At 42.2% G+C, this 18,917-nt stretch carries 19 protein-coding genes; 10 read left to right on the top strand and 9 right to left on the bottom strand.

Annotated features, from left to right (window positions below; all coding sequences use genetic code 11):
- The first annotated feature begins 37 nt into the window (after nt 1-37).
- The 6 genes from ABEB05_RS12590 (at nt 38) to ABEB05_RS12565 (ending at nt 6,952) form a co-directional block, all read left to right on the top strand.
- Complete coding sequence (locus tag ABEB05_RS12590) at nt 38-856, top strand: glycogen/starch synthase (RefSeq protein WP_265790627.1); 819 nt, start codon at nt 38-40, stop codon at nt 854-856.
- Nucleotides 857-876: 20 nt separating this feature from the next.
- Nucleotides 877-2,085 (top strand): hypothetical protein, encoded by a 1,209-nt coding sequence (locus ABEB05_RS12585; protein ID WP_265790624.1) that lies wholly within the window; start codon nt 877-879, stop codon nt 2,083-2,085.
- A gap of 2 nt (nt 2,086-2,087) precedes the next feature.
- Nucleotides 2,088-3,389, top strand: coding sequence for a hypothetical protein (locus ABEB05_RS12580; RefSeq protein WP_265790622.1), 1,302 nt, complete (start codon nt 2,088-2,090; stop codon nt 3,387-3,389).
- Nucleotides 3,390-3,447: 58 nt separating this feature from the next.
- Nucleotides 3,448-4,767: a tetratricopeptide repeat protein gene (locus tag ABEB05_RS12575; RefSeq protein ID WP_265790620.1), complete on the top strand. Its 1,320-nt coding sequence runs from the start codon at nt 3,448-3,450 to the stop codon at nt 4,765-4,767.
- A gap of 183 nt (nt 4,768-4,950) precedes the next feature.
- Nucleotides 4,951-6,147, top strand: coding sequence for a transcription termination factor Rho (rho, locus tag ABEB05_RS12570; protein WP_265790618.1), 1,197 nt, complete (start codon nt 4,951-4,953; stop codon nt 6,145-6,147).
- Nucleotides 6,148-6,151: 4 nt separating this feature from the next.
- Nucleotides 6,152-6,952 (top strand): copper homeostasis protein CutC, encoded by an 801-nt coding sequence (locus tag ABEB05_RS12565; protein ID WP_265790617.1) that lies wholly within the window; start codon nt 6,152-6,154, stop codon nt 6,950-6,952.
- A 7-nt stretch (nt 6,953-6,959) separates the two neighbouring features.
- Here ABEB05_RS12565 and ABEB05_RS12560 read toward each other — a convergent pair whose 3' ends face one another.
- Genes ABEB05_RS12560 through miaA form a run of 6 tightly spaced genes read right to left on the bottom strand, consistent with a single transcriptional unit; the run spans nt 6,960 to nt 10,404 of the window.
- Nucleotides 6,960-7,292, bottom strand: coding sequence for a rhodanese-like domain-containing protein (locus tag ABEB05_RS12560; protein WP_265790615.1), 333 nt, complete (start codon nt 7,290-7,292; stop codon nt 6,960-6,962).
- Nucleotides 7,293-7,350: 58 nt separating this feature from the next.
- Complete coding sequence (lptB, locus tag ABEB05_RS12555; RefSeq protein WP_265790613.1) at nt 7,351-8,109, bottom strand: LPS export ABC transporter ATP-binding protein; 759 nt, start codon at nt 8,107-8,109, stop codon at nt 7,351-7,353.
- Nucleotides 8,110-8,135: 26 nt separating this feature from the next.
- A complete protein-coding gene (gene purQ, locus ABEB05_RS12550) occupies nt 8,136-8,837 on the bottom strand; it encodes a phosphoribosylformylglycinamidine synthase subunit PurQ (protein ID WP_265790611.1) in 702 nt (233 codons plus the stop codon).
- A 4-nt stretch (nt 8,838-8,841) separates the two neighbouring features.
- Complete coding sequence (locus tag ABEB05_RS12545) at nt 8,842-9,213, bottom strand: ATP-dependent Clp protease adaptor ClpS (protein WP_265790609.1); 372 nt, start codon at nt 9,211-9,213, stop codon at nt 8,842-8,844.
- A complete protein-coding gene (purS, locus tag ABEB05_RS12540; protein WP_265790607.1) occupies nt 9,188-9,436 on the bottom strand; it encodes a phosphoribosylformylglycinamidine synthase subunit PurS in 249 nt (82 codons plus the stop codon). Before purS ends, ABEB05_RS12545 begins: the two co-directional genes overlap by 26 nt.
- A 38-nt stretch (nt 9,437-9,474) precedes the next feature.
- Nucleotides 9,475-10,404, bottom strand: a complete 930-nt coding sequence (miaA, locus tag ABEB05_RS12535) for a tRNA (adenosine(37)-N6)-dimethylallyltransferase MiaA (RefSeq protein ID WP_265790605.1) — start codon at nt 10,402-10,404, stop codon at nt 9,475-9,477.
- Between the two features lie 303 nt (nt 10,405-10,707).
- Here miaA and dnaN point away from each other — a divergent pair, with 303 nt between their 5' ends.
- The 3 genes from dnaN to ABEB05_RS12520 all read left to right on the top strand — a co-directional run bounded on the left by dnaN (nt 10,708) and on the right by ABEB05_RS12520 (nt 13,517).
- On the top strand, nt 10,708-11,823 hold the full coding sequence (dnaN, locus tag ABEB05_RS12530; RefSeq protein WP_265790603.1) for a DNA polymerase III subunit beta: 1,116 nt from the start codon (nt 10,708-10,710) through the stop codon (nt 11,821-11,823).
- Nucleotides 11,816-12,604, top strand: a complete 789-nt coding sequence (locus ABEB05_RS12525) for an SAM hydrolase/SAM-dependent halogenase family protein (protein WP_265790601.1) — start codon at nt 11,816-11,818, stop codon at nt 12,602-12,604. Before dnaN ends, ABEB05_RS12525 begins: the two co-directional genes overlap by 8 nt.
- Nucleotides 12,605-12,710: 106 nt before the next feature.
- Complete coding sequence (locus ABEB05_RS12520) at nt 12,711-13,517, top strand: class I SAM-dependent methyltransferase (RefSeq protein ID WP_265790599.1); 807 nt, start codon at nt 12,711-12,713, stop codon at nt 13,515-13,517.
- A gap of 39 nt (nt 13,518-13,556) precedes the next feature.
- Here the strand turns inward: ABEB05_RS12520 and argS are convergent, their stop codons facing one another.
- The 3 genes from argS to radC all read right to left on the bottom strand — a co-directional run bounded on the left by argS (nt 13,557) and on the right by radC (nt 16,373).
- Nucleotides 13,557-15,191 carry an arginine--tRNA ligase gene (gene argS, locus ABEB05_RS12515; RefSeq protein WP_265790597.1) on the bottom strand — a complete coding sequence of 545 codons (1,635 nt, stop codon included), beginning with the start codon at nt 15,189-15,191 and terminating at the stop codon, nt 13,557-13,559.
- A gap of 65 nt (nt 15,192-15,256) precedes the next feature.
- Entirely contained in the window at nt 15,257-15,613 is a 357-nt protein-coding gene (locus ABEB05_RS12510) for a four helix bundle protein (protein ID WP_265790595.1), read from the bottom strand.
- Nucleotides 15,614-15,653: 40 nt separating this feature from the next.
- Nucleotides 15,654-16,373 carry a RadC family protein gene (gene radC, locus ABEB05_RS12505; protein ID WP_265790593.1) on the bottom strand — a complete coding sequence of 240 codons (720 nt, stop codon included), beginning with the start codon at nt 16,371-16,373 and terminating at the stop codon, nt 15,654-15,656.
- A gap of 310 nt (nt 16,374-16,683) precedes the next feature.
- Between radC and ABEB05_RS12500 the strand changes: the two genes are divergently transcribed.
- Entirely contained in the window at nt 16,684-18,861 is a 2,178-nt protein-coding gene (locus ABEB05_RS12500; protein WP_265790591.1) for a carbohydrate binding family 9 domain-containing protein, read from the top strand.
- Nucleotides 18,862-18,917 lie beyond the last annotated feature (56 nt).

The raw sequence follows: 18,917 nt of genomic DNA, 5'->3' as shown, positions 1-18,917 counted from the left end.
TACAGTAAAACATCAACGAAGGTTTTAAACAAAATTTATGAAAGTTTTATACGCTGCAGCTGAGATTTCTCCCTTTGCTCGAATGACACACACCGCAGATATGCTACGCTTTTTGCCGGCATCTTTGCAGGATAAAGGATATGAAATACGTCTTCTTTTGCCTAAATATGGGACCATTAATGATCGAAGGAATCGATTACATGAAGTTATTCGTCTTTCGGGAATTGAAGTAGAGATTGGCGACAAAATAGAGAGTATGCGCATTAAGGTAGCTAGCATTCCCAATGCCAAGCTACAGGTCTATTTTCTGGATAATGATACTTATTTCAATCGTAAGGCGATGTTTATGAATCCGGATAGCGGAGAGCATTATGATGATAATGATGAGCGTATTGTGTTTTACAGCAAAGGCGTGCTCGAAACCGTTGCAAAGCTAGGCTGGGAGCCAGATATTATTCACTGTCACGACTGGCCTTCAGGGTTGATCCCGCTTTTGGTCAAAGAAAAATATAATAATGAAGGCTTGTTTAAGGATACTCAGATAATTTATAATATCCACCATCCCGAGAATAACGGGGTATTTGATAAAAAACTGCTTGATTTGGTTGGGCTTCCTGATTCTTTCGACAGGGGCAATCTTATAGAGGGTGGCAACGTTGACTTGCGTACCCTTGGTCTAAAATACAGCGATCATGTTGTAACCGGTAATCATCTGACCGATCAGTTGGATGACCTTTTTGAAGATCTTGGCATTTCGCCAAAGAAAATTCAGGGATCTCCGGAGACTGTTTCTGATAAGTTCGCTTCTTATTATGATGAGATTGCGGGAACGGAGGAAGAAGAGGAAGAATCGTAACCAAAAAAGTAAGTGGTATCTTGTTTCAAAGTAAAATTGGAAATTTTCTTGATTATACTGGTAGTTTAACCATTTTATTGGTATTAATCGCATTTGGAATTATTACCGGTTGTGAAAATCCTGGCTCCGTGGGAAGCAACCTTTCTGAGTCGGGAGCGGAGGTCGAAGTCGTGGATATACCAGTGGAGGGGGTTGAAACCATCTCTTTTAACTCATATTCAGGAAATTTCACCTACTTTTCTGCCGGAGCTTATAACGATCCCATTTTTGGCGAGATAGCGGCCACCGGATTGTTAAAGCCTTCTCTTCCGGTATCAAATGATGACAGCCTGCAAGAAAATGCGATAATGAAGATGCGGTTGTTGTTTGATTGGGAACATGTTTATGGAGATACTCTGGCCGAACAAACGTTTGATGTTTATCCTATACAGGAATTTTGGAGAGGAAATGCCTTTAAGTTAAAGGAGGAAATCCAGATTGATGAAAATACTAAAGTGGCTTCATTTACAGTTGAAGAAGAGGATTCGTTAGATGTTATTCTAAACAGTGATTGGGTTGATAATAACTATCGTCCATATATTGATGCAGAAAATGCTGACTCACTTTATGAGAATGAAGTCTTTGGCTTAGCTTTGGTACCCACTGGAGGTGGTAAAATTTTGCCATTAAATTCTTCTTCAACTCGTTTTGTAATTGAAAACCCGGAGTCAGATACTTTTGAAGTATCAAATAACCGATGGGCCTATCATTTAGATCGAAATAACGAGGGAGAAACTCCTGATGGTGTAGTTAAAGCATATAATATGCTCGAAAATACCCTAACCTTTGATTTGGATCTTTCAGGAATTGAGATTAGCGGACCCAATATTTCAAAGGCCGAGCTGGTATTTTATAGGGATGTGTCTATGCCCGATCCTGGTCCTCAGGTAAAAAGGCAGGATGTACAAAGAGCAAACCTGCACTTTGTTGATCCGAAAGATGCCCCCGATAATCTTGTACCAGGTAATCCGGTAGTAAATGGGACCTATTCAGAAAAAGATCAGGCCTATCATTTCGATGTGACCTCACTCCTTCAAAGTGGATTGATAGACGGACTACCTGAGGAACAACAATTTTATATTACATTGCCAATGAATGGTTCTGTAAAGACAGATCTAATATATAGTTCCACTTCGGATATAAATCCGCCCAAACTTGAAATTACATATTTAAAAAACAGCAGTAACTAACATTGAAAAAAGTCGTATTTATAGCACTTCTTTTCTGCGTCGGAAGCACCGTTGCAATGGCTCAATCGGAGGACAGGAAAGCTAAAAGCGGATCTGTCTATTCCAAGCTGGGCATTGGTTTTCCGGTAGATATAGCAAGCACCTCAGCCCGGTCCTTGGGACTTTCGGGTGTTTCCTATAATGAAATAAATGTTGCCAACCTGGCAAATCCGGCACATTGGGGGAATTTGGTATATGGCTTGGGAGCCGGAGGTGTAGGCCTTGAGTCCTTCGATGCAAGTCAGGGCGATAATACCGCGCAAAATACTCATTTTTCTATTGATCAATTTCAGCTGCAGTTTCCTGTTATTCGTGGAAAACTTGGGTTATCAGCATCCTTCAGTCCTGTCACACAATCAACTTTTCGCAATTACCAGGAAAATGTTCGTTATGTTGGAGAGGGAGCTGCACAGGATACTTTAGTATACGGAATTGAAAATCGTGGAAGTGGCGGTGCAAATCGTGCTGAAATAGGAGTTGGCTGGCAGATCTCTCCGCAGTTTTCAGTTGGATATGCCGCTTCAGCTGTATTTATTTCTCTGGATGATCAATTTACTGGTGCATTTGCCAATACGGGGTATCAATCGGTTACTTATAAGTTAGAAACCAGCGGTTATAGCTTTGGAAACCGTTTTGGAGCTTTTTTCCGTCAGTCTGAATTATTTAATGAAGATGACGAATTAGGAATAGGTGCCAGCGTAAGTTTACCTGTAACTATTGGTGCACAACGCGAACAGACATCAACACAGGGAGGTAGAACGATAGCTATATCTGATGGACCGCAATTAGGTAACGGTGATATAAGATTACCTTTAAATATTACAGCAGGAGTTAGCTATCAACCCGGTCAGTTAACGATGTTGGCAGCTGAGGGATCCTATGAAGGTTGGTCAGATTTTAAAAATGATTTTAAACCATCTGAAGAAGATCTTTTCACTGATCGCTATAAGATGGGTTTGGGATTTCAATATTTTCCTTACATTACAGGGTCGAACAAATTTTTGTCGCAGTTTAAGTACCGGTTAGGCGCCTCTTACGATACCGGTCATTTAGAAATGCAGGGGCAAAAAATAAATACGCTGAAATTTTCGTTTGGTTTGGGGATATTATCACCGGGCCCAAACTCAAATTCTTCCATGGATTTGAGTCTTGAATATGGATTGCGCGGAACAAATAGTGCCAATTTAGTTAAAGAACAAATATGGGGCGTACGATTATCGCTCAATTTGGCAGAAATTATGTTTTTCCGGCCAAAATTGCAGTAGGCAAAATAAAACGGCGCCGAAACAGTTTATAATTTGAACCATAGTTAAAAACAGAATTATGAAAAAGCTACTTCTTTTATCTGCTTTGCTGTTGGCTGGCAGTAGTTGGACCATGGCCCAATCGTCGCAAGAGCCACCAAGTGGCATGAGTGAGATACAGGCCTATTCTATATATTACGAAAACTACAAGAGTGAATCCTATGGAAGCGCCATTGATTTCGGTCGTTGGATTTGGAAAGGGATGCCTGAAACCATTGAAGGCTATTCCAAATTCGATTTGGAGAGAAATCTACAGCGTTTGATTACCGCTTACGGAGGTCTTGCCGGGCAAGCGGAAGATCCGGCGGTCGCAGAAGCGTATACCGATACGGCTCTAACGATTTTTGATAAAGTCTATAAACACTTTGGCGAAGATCTGGACCAATTTGAATGGGCGGTAAGAAAGGGACGCTTCTATCAACGTCATTCCGATTATATTGACGGTTCTACTGAAAAGGCTGCTGCCGAATATCAAAAAGCGTTTGAGATGAAGCCCGAAGAGTTTACGAAGATGAATGACGGTTATTACGTGCAGGTTTTACTCCGGCACCTCGTCTCGGAAGGCGAAAAAGATGAAGCGTTAGCAATGATTGAGAAGGTAGAGCCCTATGCACCGGATCAGCTTTCTGAATATATATCCAGTGCCCGCAATGAACTGTTTGATTCACCGGAAGAACGTATCACTTTTCTTGAGGGTGAATTAGAAGATGATCCTGAGAATGAAGAGTTACTTACTCAATTACAGGACCTGTATGAGCAGGCAGGGATGAATGATAAACTTAGTGAGATTAGTCAGAAGCTGTACGAGATTAATCCTAACTACGAAAATAGTCTTGCACTCGCTGAGGCAGCTATCGGTGATGCCAGGTATAATGAAGCAATTAAATACTTTAAAGAAGCGCTGAACAAAGCGGATGATTCGGATAAGAAGGCATCAATCGCTTTGAATATTGCAAATGCATACCTTAACAGTGACCGCTTGCAAAGTGCTCGTCAATTTGCACGGACAGCTTTAGAACATGATAGTGAATGGGGTAAACCCTATATCGTTATAGCCGATGCTTACGCTCAGGCCGTTAACCAGTGCTCAGAGGGAGAATTAGAGGTCGAGGATCGCGTTGTTTACTGGCTGGTGCTTGATTATTTGAACAGGGCTAAGAGCGTGGATAGCTCGGCAAGTAATGAAGCTAATAACAAGATTCAGTCTTATGCATCGTATACGCCTACTACGGAACAACAGTTTTTCAAAAACTGGGAAGATGGTCAGTCGCTTCAGGTTGATGGATCACTAAAATCCTGTTACAGCTGGATTGGCGAATCAACAACCGTTCGTCGATAGGTTTTAATTAATCGACAAACATTCTTATCTTTCTATCCAATTGATGAGCAGTGCAGCAGTGATAGCTGCACTGTTTATCTTTCCTTTCAATTGTAAATCAAAGTTCTAACATAACACGGTTCCTGTAGCTGTTATTAATTATCGCACAGGAATGTAAGTTTTCAAGAAACCGGGAATAACTAAATGGGACGTTCAAAAAACAACAGAAATCGCGGAGGTAATAAAAGCAATAATGTGTTTGTACCGCGATTTAATGCAAATTCAAATGTAGAGGTAGCAGGCGACTATAGTGGCGTTGTTGAAATTAATGCCAAAAAATATGGTTTCGCCCGTAAAAAAGACCACGAGTTCAGTTATGAACCCAGTGACCCTTTTCTTAAGCCAAATGAGGTTAAACATCACAATCTTAGACCAGGCTTAGAAATAGAAGGTGAGTATGAAGAGGATAATCAGGGGCATCGACATATTCATTCCATAGAAAAAATAAATGGTAAAGATCCGGTAGAATGGCAACGGGCTACTCGTTTTGAGCTGCAGACTCCGATTATGCCAATTGAGCAGATTGAACTGGGCCAGGATCCCAATAATATTGAGATGCGGGTAATGGACCTTGTAGCTCCCATTGGTAAGGGCCAGCGGGCACTCATTGTTGCACCGCCCCGTACCGGTAAAACGGTGTTGCTTAAGAAAATTGCTGAGTCGGTTACTGAAAATTATCCGGATATAACGACCGGTGTACTGCTGGTTGATGAACGTCCAGAGGAGGTGACTGACTTTCTGCGGACAACAGATGCCGAAGTTTTTGCCTCTTCCAACGATAAATCAACGGAAAGTCATATCCGTATTACGGAATTGGCTCTTGGCTATGTGAAACGAAAAGCCGAGATGGGAGAAGATGCCGTACTGTTGATTGATTCGATCACAAGACTGGGACGGGCCTATAATAATGCCCAGGAAAGCAGTGGGCGAACGCTCTCCGGTGGATTGGATATCCGGGCTCTTGAAATTCCCAAAAAGATTTTTGGCTCAGCGCGAAAAATTGAAGGGGGCGGTTCATTAACTATTATTGCTACCTGCCTGATTGAGACAAATTCCCGCATGGATGATCTTATTTTTGAGGAGTTTAAAGGCACGGGTAATATGGAGTTAGTGCTTGATCGTGAATTAGCGAATGACCGTATATATCCCGCTATTAATATTAGTGCTTCCGGTACGCGAAATGAGGATAAATTTATTACAGATTCTCTGGAAGAGCGTAATATGGTCCGTCGTTATCTGCTCAAGAAGTCTCCCAAAGAGTCTATGCAGAGCCTATTGAAGGTATTGACAAATACTGACAGCAATGATGAGCTGCTGAACCAGATTGCAGCGATGGCATAATTGGATGAATGGAGAGCCTGCATTGACAACGGAAGTTGTTGTATATAATATTGAATCGGCGCTAAATGCCCAAAAAGGCGGTGCTGACCGCATAGAGCTTTGTGATAATCCCGGAGGCGGGGGTACGACCCCTTCTTTGGGAACAATTGAGGTATTGCGCGAAGCACTGGATATTTCGCTATTTGTAATGATTCGTCCCCGGGAAGGGGATTTTTGCTACTCTGCTCTTGAGTTTAAAGCTATGAAACGCGACATAGCACACTGTAAAGAGCTTGGAGTGGATGGAGTGGTGTTTGGTATCCTTTCGCCGGATGGAACTCTCGACAGGAAGCGGTGTGGGGAATTGGTGGAATTAGCTCGTCCTTTGCAAGTAACCTGTCATCGTGCGTTTGATATGACAAAAGACCCTTTTGCTGCACTGGGGGATTGTGTCGAATCAGGATTTGATCGGATATTGACTTCAGGCCAAAAGGCCCGGGCTTTAGAAGGAGCGACTTTGATCGGTGAACTCGTAGAAAAATCCAGGGGACGTATTTCTATTATGGCAGGCTGTGGAGTGAATGAGGAAAGTGTGAAAGAGATAGTTGGTAGCACTGGTATTAATGAGATTCACTTGTCTGCTGAAACAACCCGTGAAAGTCTGATGGAGTATAAAAATCCCAAAATAAAAGGTATGGGATCGACTACCGGTAAAGAGTATGTGGTCAGTACGGTTAGTGCACAGAGGGTAAGAGAAATTTGTAAGAATGGACTAGATGCTCAAAAAAGTTCGCTACCAGGGATTGAGGAGAATTCTCAGCTTTGAAGATAATTTAATAGACTGGCAAGCTGTCATCGATACTGCGAGCCCATTCGTTAATACCTCCTTTTAGATTTTTAACATCTGAAAATCCCTTCTTTTCCAATAACTTGCACGCTTCGGCACTTCGAGACCCACTCCTGCACATACAAACAACTTCCTGGTCTTTTTGATCTTCAATCTCATCCACCCGGTCCGCTAATTCGCCTATAGGGATAAGCTGGCTATTCTTGTATTCTATCTTCGATTGATATTGTTCAAAGGGTTCGCGAACATCAAGTAGAAAAATACGATCATCGCCATTATCAATTTTTTGTTTGAGCTCTTGTACAGTTATTTCTTCCATAACATTACATTAATAATAGAAGAACACGCTATGTGTTCGGTTTATTCTTGAATTAAAATTATTCAGTATCATAACGATCCAGTCGAAACTGTTTCCCCAAATAAAGACGACGAGCTTCTTCATCCTTTGCCAGCTGGTCGGCTGATCCTTCCTTTAAGATTTTTCCCTCGAACATGAGATATGCTCGATCGGTGATAGCCAATGTTTCGTGCACATTATGGTCTGTAATAAAGATTCCAATATTACGATGACGAAGTTGAGCCACAATTTCCTGAATATCTTCCACCGCAATAGGATCTACGCCGGCAAAAGGTTCATCCAGAAGGATAAAATTGGGATCGGTTACTAAGGCCCGGGCTATTTCTGTTCGCCTGCGTTCACCGCCAGAAAGGCTGTATCCTTTGCTATCTACCACTCTTTGTAGTCCAAATTCCTCAATTAACTCATCTACACGCTCTTCAATCTTTGATTTTGAAAAGTTTTTAAACTGAAGAATAGATTCAAGGTTTTCCCGAACCGTCAGATTTCGAAATACACTTGCCTCCTGTGCCAAATAACCGATGCCAAGCCGAGCACGCTTATACATCGGCATGGTCGTTAATTTTCGATCGTCAAGGAATATTTGTCCCTCGTTGGGAGTAACAAGTCCCACAAACATATAAAAGGTAGTTGTTTTTCCTGCCCCATTGGGACCCAGTAAGCCAACTATTTCTCCCTGCGTTACTTCAATAGAAACATCCGAAACAACCGTACGACGCTTATAGCGTTTGTTCAGCCCTTTGCTATAAAGCGTTTTCTGGTTGGAGCGTTTCGTCATAATAAGAGCTATAAGAGCTGTTGGGTTTATGCCACAGTAAGTTCCTGTATGGCAGATTCAAAAATACGCTTTCCATCATTCGATCCCAGTAGGCTCTCGACAGCACGTTCGGGATGAGGCATCATGCCCAATACATTACGCTCTTTATTACAAATACCGGCTATATGATCAACTGATCCATTGATATTGGCTTCTTTTGTAGTTTCGCCCTTTTTGTTGCAGTAACGGAAAACGATTTGATCATTATCCTGAAGCTCTTTTAGTTGATCTGAGTCGGTAGTATAGTTTCCTTCTCCATGGGCAACAGGCAGCTGTAGTACTTCTCCCTCTTCGATAGTGCGGGTAAAAAGAGTATCTGAGGTTTCGCAACGCAAATATGTTTGTTTGCAGATAAAACGAAGCTGTTCGTTATGAAGCATAGCACCAGGCAAGAGTCCTGCTTCTAACAGGATCTGGAATCCATTACAAATACCCAGGACGGGACCTCCCTTATTGGCAAATTCAATTACGGATTGCATAATAGGGGAAAAGCGGGCAATAGCGCCTGAGCGGAGGTAGTCGCCATAGGAAAATCCTCCGGGGACAAGTAGAAAATCGATATTTGACAGATCGGTATCCTTATGCCATAGGAATTGGGCTTTAGCATTCATAACATGCGCCAAAGCGTGATAGGCGTCATGATCGCAGTTAGAACCGGGAAATACAATTACTCCAAAGTTAGCAGACACGGTATTATCCTTTTATTTCGGTGACAAGTTGAATTTCTTTGAGTACGCCGTTTACTTCGAAACAGTCTTCGAAACTTCCTTCGAAAACTTCAGCCTTACCTTCGTTATGAACTTTACGGGTCAGTTTCTCAGCGTGCGACTGTGAACAGCTTAATGCTTTTATAAGCTGATTGATAACTTCATCGAAGGTATGAATATCATCATCATAGAGAATAACCCGCCATGGGGTTTTCTCCTCATCTTCTTCCTCTTCTTTTTCTAAAACATCGACATCTGTACCAGGCGCTTGTTCTTGATCGGGCTTAGCTCCCCAAGTGTTAGCAAGCGGATCGTACATATCAATAAAGCATTTAATTTTCGTGGATCGTAATTTCAAAATCCTCCATGACCTCATTAGCCAGTAGTTTGGTGCAGGCTGTTTCAGCAATATCAAAGGCCGTATCTTTATCATCGGCATCAATATTAAGCTCAATCAGTTTGCCAATACGCACTTCTTCTATATTGGTAAGTCCTAAATCTTTTAGTGCGTGATGGGCGGCCTTGCCTTGTGGGTCTAAAATGGATTTTCGTAGTGTAACGTTGACAGTAGCCTTATACATTGGTATAAATATCAGTGCGATTTAATGTGAGGGTAAAGTTAATCTTTATTTAGCTTAGCTGCTACCTGTTGTGCGATAAAATTATGAGCCTCTGTATCGGGGGTATTATCCAAATTAATCCAGCGTATGAACTCCCATCGGCGGAACCAGGAAAGCTGCCGTTTGGCATACCTGCGTGTTTTGGTTTTTATATCCTTGATCATCTTTTCACGACTCATATTTCCATTAATAAATTGTATGGCTTGCTTGTAACCTACCGTATTCAGACCAGGATCTTCAAGACTATATCCGCGCTGCAGTATTTCTCTAACTTCATTCAGAAAGCCTTGCTCAAACATTTTGTCAACGCGAAGGTTAATGCGATCGTATAACTTTTGTCGGTCTCTTTTGAGGCCGAATACCAGCATGTCATCCGGTACGCTTATGCTATTATTGTCGGAATGATAAGAACTAAACGGGCGCCCTGTTTGCATCCATACATCAAGTGCACGAACAATACGCTGGGTATTCATACCGTCCATTTTTTGTGCGTAATCCGGATCAATGGATTGAAGCTTTTGATAAAGCGGTTCAATTCCATCGGATTCGATTTGTGCTTCAAGTTTATTAATGTTCTCTTCGTTTGCTTCGGGCACATCATCCAGCGGCTGAATGGTGCACTGCACATGTAGGGTACTCCCTCCTACATAAAGAATATTTTTACCCCGCTCCTCAATTTCTTGTCGCCACTGTTCGGCTCGTTCGGCATAATTTGCAGCACTATCTTTAACAGCGGGGTCGATAATCGAGAGGTTATAGTGTGGAATGCCTCCACGTTCTTGTTTCGTGGGGGTGGCTGTTCCTATATTCAAGTATTTATAACATTGACGGGAATCAACGGATATGATTTCCGCACTAAGTTTTTTTGCCAGACTAACGGAAAGTGCTGTTTTACCAACTGCAGTGGGACCTAAGAGCAGAATACGCACAAATAAATCAATTATGGTTAAGATTTTTCAAGCCTTTAAACATAAGAAAATATGTACTCTGGTGGAGAATGATATTTCTTGGGACGTTGCTATCTCACTGAGTAAGTATTAGTTGCTGATAAAAGAAAAAGAAGGTTTTTCGTGCTAAAATCAGAAAATGAAGAATCTGTAAAATCGCCATGAAAATTTCCGTATAAAGAACGGTTAATGTGGTTGCTAAGAGAGTGAGGATTTATTAGTATATGGTACTTATTATGCGGGCTTTTTTTAAGCCTGATAAATACTCAGCAAAAAAAATTTCTTATGAGATTTAATGTATCAAGTAGTGAACTAGTTAAAGCTCTGTCGGCTGTTTCGGGTGCTGTACCAAATAAGGCTACCCTGCCTATCCTGGAAACTATTTTGTTTAAAAGTGAGGATGGAAGTTTACGGCTGACTGCCACCGATCTTGAAATATCTATTATTGAATATATGGATGCGGATATTGATGAAGATGGTGCAGTAGCCATACCGGCACGACGTCTTACGGAAACACTCCGCCAACTACCCGATATCCCTGTTTCCTTTGAAGTGGATGAAAAATTTAATGTCAAATTTAGAACGGATAAAGGGACCTATAAGCTGGTAGGAGAAGATCCTGATGAATTTCCCGAAGTCCCCAATCTGGATGAGGGCCATCAGTTAGAGACCACAAAAAAGGATATGATCAAAGCTATTGATAAGACGCTCTTCGCAGTATCCAATGATGATCTGCGTCCTGCAATGATGGGGGTGTATTTTGATATTGGTCCCGAAGAAAGCAAGTTTGTAGCTACAGACGGTCACCGGTTGGTTCGCTATATCAAGAAGGATTTAACCAGCGATGAGGAAATGAACTTTATCGTGCCCGAAAAAGCGTTAAACCTGGTGCAGAAGGCACTTCATGCAGATGAGTGTGTACTTACCATTACAGAGGATCACGCCCGGTTTAAGAGTGGGAATACCATTGTTATTACGCGACTGATTAATGAACAGTATCCTAATTATGATTCTGTAATTCCCCGGGAAAATGATAAAACACTCATTATTGATAAGGAACAGATGTTAGCTACGGTAAAAAGAGTGGCTATATTTTCAAGCTCAACTACCCGGCAAATCCGTCTTCAAATGCATCCGGATAAGCTGACCATTCGGGCCGAAGATATTGATATGAGCAGTGAAGCCAAAGAAACAATTGGATGCGAATACGATAACGAAGAGATGGAAATTGGTTTTAACGCTAAGTATCTGGCTGATGTATTGGGTAATGTGGATGACGAGGAAGTCTACTTCGAATTTTCTACGCCAAACAGGGCAGGTATTGTTAAACCATCAGGAGAAGAGGAAAATGAGCAAATGCTCATGCTGGTGATGCCGGTGATGCTGAACACTTATGCGTAATGTAATTACTCTTACGACAGACTTCGGTCTGCAGGATTATTACGTAAGTGCGATGAAGGCTGTAATGCTGGGTATCGCTCCCGAAGCACGCTTGGTGGATGTCTCCCACGATATTCCATCCCAGGATATTATGGCTGGGTCATGGGTGCTTAAAAATTCGGCGATGCTTTTTCCCTCCGGCACAGTGCATACCGTCGTTATTGATCCAGGGGTGGGAACCGATCGCAATGCTGTAGCTTTGAAGATCGAGGATCAGTATTTTGTGGGCCCGGATAACGGTATTTTTTCGCTATTGACAACCGATCGATCCTATAGCGCAGTTAAACTCAATAAGAAAGAGTATTTACGTGAAAGCCGGTCTAATACCTTTCACGGGCGCGATGTTTTTGCTCCGGCTGCCGCGCATTTAAGCCGGGGTGTGACTCTGGAAGAGCTGGGGGAGCCGCTGGATGAACTAATCAGCTATCGTTGGATGCAGCCTATTGCCGATAAGGACGGTTTGGAGGGAACCATCATCCATATTGATAAGTTCGGTAATCTGGTTACAAATATTTCGGCTGACCTTATTGATGAAGTTCTTGCTGGTAAAGACGTTAAGATATATGTTGGTAATGTTATTTTGAATGAAATTAACACCACTTTTGGCGCTGTAACCGAAGGAGAACCTGTGGCGTACATAGGAAGTGCCGGCATGCTGGAAGTGGGAATCAATAAGGGGGATGCTCAAAAAATGCTGGGTGTCCAGAAGGGGGCTCAAATTTCGATTATTCTTCAAAAATAGCTTTGCCTCTCTGTAACACTTTCCGACTGGGAAACGTATTAGGTATAAAATGTATTTAACCTATATCATTCCTAACAATATTCAGGATCGATTAATCCCCTAGCTTATGGCTCTTGAAATCAGGTCTCCCAAATATGAACGGGCAGCTATTACTATTCCCACAGAAGTAGCACAGCTGCAGAAGTCCTTCAACGGAACCGTATGCTCTAATAAAGGAGATGAATATCCTATTCGGGATAATATCACAGATTTACTGGATGAGGAAACGATAGAAATGTCGTGGGCCCAAAGTTCTAACCACTGGAGATTAACAGCCACGCTGTATGAGGAAATCTGGAGAAAGCGCTCTCTTTCAATATTGACCGGAGATGAGTTTCCAATTCAAAAGGAACAGCAGTTACTTTCCGACTGGTTGAATCCGGAACGTGGCAAGCTATATCTGGATATTGGCTGCTCAACGGCCCTCTATGGACGGTTGCTGAAGAAGGAAGAGCCAAATTGTGAAGTGGTATCTCTTGATTTTTCTCATCAGATGTTGGCTGAAGCCCGTATAAAGTCAGAAGCGGAGCAGGCAGACCAGTACTTGTTGCGAGCGGATGCCCGACATTTGCCGTTTTTTGGGGCAACTTTTGACGGTATTACCATGGGAGGGACACTTAACGAGCTGACGGATCCCACAAAAGTTTTGTATGAAGCGCGACGTGTTATAAAGAAAGATGGCGTTTTTTTTATGATGCACCTTGTAAAGGCGGATGCCTGGTATGCACGTCTGTTGCAGGATTCAGCCGGCTTTGGCGGCCTTACCTTTTGGACCGTCGATGAAAGTAATAAGATGTTCAGTCAAACGGGATTTGAAGTAGCCGAGCAGTTTAGTAAGGGCATTGTGTGTTTTACCAAGCTTATACCAGCTTAGGAAATTGAAGCTGGAAAGAATCTGAATTGTAAGCTCCAACTACATCTGTTCAGGAGCGCTGATACCTAAAATGCCTAATCCATTGGCCAGCACTTGTGCCGTGGCCCTGGCTAGTGCCGTGCGGGCCTGTACGAGCTCTTCCTTCTCTCCCAGAATACGGCAGTCGTGGTAAAAGGAAGTAAAGTGAGAGGCCAGGTCATTGAGATAGTTAATCAAGCGATGGGGTTCTCGGCTTTCGGCCGCGCTTTCAATCATTTCGGGAAAGCGCAGGAGACTTTTCATCAGGCTAATCTCCGACTCATGAGTCAGTAATGTAAGGTCTGCCTTTTCTTCAAAGTTATATTTTTCTTCTACCTTGTTCAGGATGCTGTGAATACGTGCATGGGCGTATTGCAGGTAAAAAACCGGATTTTTTTCCCCGGCTTCCTTGGCTCGTCCCACATCGAATTCGAGATGGGTATTGGGAGCGCGCATCTCAAAGAAAAATCGGGTAACATCTGCACCCACTTCATCCATCAGTTCATCGAGTGTTACAAAGTTAGCTTTGCGCGTGCTCATTTTAAACGGTTTGCCATCCTTGACAAGGGTAACAAACTGATATACTACCACATCGACTTTCTGAGAATCATAGCCCAGCGCTTCTATACCGGAGAGTACATCAGGATAGGTATCAATATGATCTGCTCCAAAAACATCGATGCACTGGTCATAGCCGCGATCAAGCTTATTGGTATGATAGGCAATATCGGGCAGCCGATAGGTCGGTTCGCCACTGCTCTTAATGAGTACCGTATCCTGATCTTTTCCAAATTCAGTAGTTCGGAACCAGGTAGCACCATCCTTATCATATGCTAAATCCTTTTCGCGGAATTTTTTAATAACATCATCAATGGTACCGTCCTCATAAACCTCCTTTTCATTGAAGAAGGAGTCCATTTTGATGTTCATCCGGTTAAGGGTCTGCTGTATGTCGTTAAAAATCAACTGCTCCGCTTTTTCTTTGAAGGGTGTAATATCGTCGGTATTCACAAGGGCGTCTTCGTGCTCTTCTATTAACGTCCGGGCAATATTTTTTATATATGCACCCTTATAACCGTCTTCGGGAAGGTCCGCATCGTGACCAAGTTCCTGTAGGTATCTTGCTCGAACGCTTTGTCCTAATATGCGCATTTGCCGGCCTGCATTGTTGAAGTAATACTCCCGACTAACTTCTGCACCGGTCCATTCCAACAGATTGGCAATGGTATCGCCTAAGACGGCATTACGTCCATGACCTACGGTAAGTGGTCCTGTAGGATTGGCGCTTACGAATTCAACGAGTATTCGTTTGCCTGCTTGGCCAGTTGTTGTTCCAAATTTTGTTCCCTGCGATAGGATGGTTTCTAATTCATTGAAGAGATAATTGTCGGCATAACGAAAATTGATGAATCCGGGTCCTGCTATTTCAACTGCTTTAATCTTTTTGGGGTTGTACTCCAGTCCCTCTACAATCTGCGTAGCTATTTCGCGAGGATTAGTTTTTAGAACACTGGCTAAATTGAGAGCGATATTGGCTGCCGCATCGCCGTGATCGGGCTGATTGGGTTTTTCAATCTGGATTTCGGGTATTTCTTCTTCGCTGATATCAAATTGTTGCAGCGAATTTTTAATAATAGATCGCAGGTAGTCCTTCATGGAGTAATTATTTACCGAATTCTAAATTAGCCGTAAATATAAGCAGTTGAATTAGGAATTGAGAATTAGGAATGAGAATTTTTTAGAGTTTTTATTATTGAGCCAATTATCTTCAGCAACTCCTCACAATCATTAATCAGTGATTGTGAAAGTTGGTCTTCGATGATTTTAGAGTCCGAAGTATTCGAAGTTAGTAATGGGTTCCCCGGTTTTTTATAGGAAATTGAGAGTTTAGCTTTGAAGTCTTTTCTGCTTTGGGCTCCTATAGCTTCTTCAATATTGGCACCAATTGAAGTACCACTTTTTAGTACTTGTTTAGCCAGTATATATTCTTTTGAACCCTCGATGATTAATTGATATAAATGGATGATACGCAGTGCAAAGTCATAGCTTTTTTTCTGTACTATATTTTCCCGTTTCATTATCCTCAATCTTAAATTTTCAATTTTTAATTCCTAATTCTTAATTGAGAAGCCCTTTAGCCCTAAAACTAGTATAGCCATCGCCGGCGATGATGATGTGATCATCCACCGGAATGCCCAGCAGTTTGCCCGACTTGGCAATTCGCTTGGTGAGCTGTATATCGGCTTTGGATTCTTTATTCTGCCCGCTGGGATGATTGTGGAGCAGTAAAATGCTGTTTGCCTCATTCATGACGGCCTGACGCATAACTTCAGCTGGATCGACTATGGTAGCGGTGGAGCCGCCGGAGCTTATTTTCTTATAGCCCATCACTATTTTGGCGTTATTCAGAAAGGCGACGATGAATACCTCTTTGGTCAGATCGCGTAATTTGGGACCAAAATAGGAAACGGCATCTTCCGGAGAGGTGATTTGTACTTGCTCGCCGAGGCTAGCCATCTGAATGCGTCGGGAAAGTTCAAATACTGCTTCAAGGGTGAGTGATTTTACTTTACCCATCCCGGGAATTACTTTAAGATCCTGCCAGCTTTTGCGGGCCAGATAGCGTAGGCCATCAAAATGATCGAGCAGGGCCTGGGCCATTTGGATAACATTCATCTTTTGACTGCCGGTACGCAGCAGAATAGCCAGGAGTTCAGCATCTGAAAGGCTTTCTCCTCCATAGTTCATGAGCTTCTCCCGTGGTTGTTCATCAGGACTCATCTCTTTTACAGTTCGCTTTAAAAAATTTTCGGCCTCGAATTGTTCTTGGTCAGGCATGATAGGGTCTCTTTGAAAGTTGATATTTATAGTAAGACCGTTTTGTCGATGAATCCTTACAAAAAAAAATAATTTATTCTGCCAAAGAGGATCGGTTGTATCAATATTTAGTTCAATGGATATCCAGTTTTTCAGGCGTAACAATTTGAGATTTTTTCGTAAGATTTAATTAGCAATGTTAAAGAAACAATATCTAAAAAAGACAGAGCTGATTTATTTTATGCATCAAACAGGTTGGAACGAGAAAATATTATTTGCAGTCATTTTTTTAATGATTATTCCTTTATCTGGGCTTTGGGCTCAATCGCAAATGGATACTACGATGCAAGTTCGTCCGCTTCAAATTGAAAATGATTTTAATATAACTGCAGGATTGGAAAACCAGGCATGGGACAAAGCCCCGTCGGTATTTATTGAGCATCAGGTACAACCCAATGATAACGCCCCCGCTCCGGTAGAAACTGAAGTTAAAGTATTATACAGTCAGCATAATTTGTATATCGGTTTTATTTGTAAGGACCCCAATCCCAGGGGCATAAGAGCTAATATCACTGACAGGGACAATAGTTTCCAGGATGATTTCATAGGTGTTTTTATAGATCCCTTTAATAATAATCAGCAGGCGTATGAACTCTTTGTAAATCCACTGGGAATACAGATGGATGGCATGCGAACCGGAAACAGTGAGGATATGAATTTTGATATGCTGTGGAGTTCGGAGGCTCATATAACGGATTTTGGATATACGGCCGTAATGAAAATCCCATTCAAAAGTCTCAATTTTCCCAAGCGTGAAGTTCAGGATTGGTCTGTACAGTTTCTTCGCAACTATCCGAGAAGTAATCGCTACCAGTTAACATGGAGTGATGTTAAGCTCAGTAATTCATGCCTATTGTGCCAGAACGGGCTTTTGACAGGCATGGAAGGAATAGAAAACAGTAATACCGTTGAGTTGCTTCCCTATGGAATGAGTTACCAAAGCAGTGAACTCAATACTCCCGATGATCCTTCTTCTGGTCTGGATCATGGTCCGCTTGAAGGCCGTATTGGCGGGAGCGTAATGTACTCACCAACCTCAACTACCTCATTGAATGCCGTTCTAAATCCTGATTTTAGTCAGGTAGAAACGGATGCTGCACAGATTGGAGCCAATGAAACATTTGCGCTGTACTATCCCGAAAAACGGCCCTTTTTTATGAAGGGAAGTGATCTGTTTAGTACCTCGGAAGATCTTTTTTATTCCCGAATGATTAACCATCCTATCGCAGCTGGTAAGGTTACCCATCAGTCGAGTAGTTACAGTGTGGCTTTTTTAACAGCCTATGATCGTGATACTCCCTTTATAGTACCGGGTCGCTATGGAAGTTCGCTCATTCGTTCAGAAAAAGACTCCTACAGTAATGTACTGCGGGGAAAATACAGTTTTGGGTCAGAATCATATGTTGGTGGTTTATTAACGACCCGAAACCAACAAGACGGTGAAAATTATGTAGGCAGTATCGACTGGAACTTTCGGCTGACTGATCAGTATTATTTTAGCGGTCAGGCGGCTTATTCTGATACGAAGGAGCTAAGTGATACCACCCTGTTCGATGAGACAAGAAACTTTGGACAGAGTTCTCATGACGCTGCTTTTAACGGTGAGCAGTTCGGCGGTTCATTGATCAGTACGGAGTTTTCGCGAGAAGCAAAGTATTATGACTTTTCACTGGAATACTCCGCCTATTCACCGACATTTCAAACTCAGGCCGGCTTCATTAATCAGACAGACCGCAGGGAGTTTGAAGCAAGTCAGAGTCTCTCTTATTATCCGAATACAAGACTCTTATCGCAGGGAAGATTGAGTGTGAGCGGAACATGGCGTTATGATTTTGACGGGCAGTTCCAGGAGCGATATATTTTTACTCGGCTTAGTAACAGCTTCGGCGGTCAGACCAATTTAGCGATCAGTTTTTTGCCTCTTAATGATGAACGATTTCGAGGAAGGCTTTTTACAAAAATGAATCGTGTAATGATTAATGCACGAACAAATCCGCTTGATGCACTCTCTTTTCAGGGTCATGTTGGTTTCGGAAAAGATATTTATCGATCGCGCAATCCTGAAATGGGGAAAGGCTATAATATTTCAGCTAGTTCTACAATTAAGCCTACCAGTCGGTTGGAATTAAACTTAAGCTATGATTATTCAACGCTCTCTTCGTATGACGATGACCAGAGCTTCTACAGTGGTGATATTTTTCGCATGACTGGTCGATATAATTTTACTGAGAAGCTTTTTGCAAGATTAATTACTCAATACAATTCTTTTGACGAACAGATCCAGGTATATCCGTTGGTTTATTATAAAGCCAATCCGTTTACCAAGTTCTATATAGGGATGACGGATTATATGAATCATTTTGACCAGCCCGGACCCAATGGATTTAACGGGTATAAAGAAACGGACCGTCAGTTTTTCGTTAAGTTTCAGTATTTGATTCGGAGTTAATGGCAGTCAAGGGGAAACGGGGAGAATACTGCGGTTGATATTTTCTGGGTCTCTTT

Origin of the sequence: Fodinibius salicampi (genome assembly GCF_039545095.1) — a bacterium.
Classification (GTDB): domain Bacteria; phylum Bacteroidota; class Rhodothermia; order Balneolales; family Balneolaceae; genus Fodinibius; species Fodinibius salicampi.
Note: the sequence above shows the minus strand (reverse complement) of the source record. Positions and strands in the feature narration are given on the sequence as shown.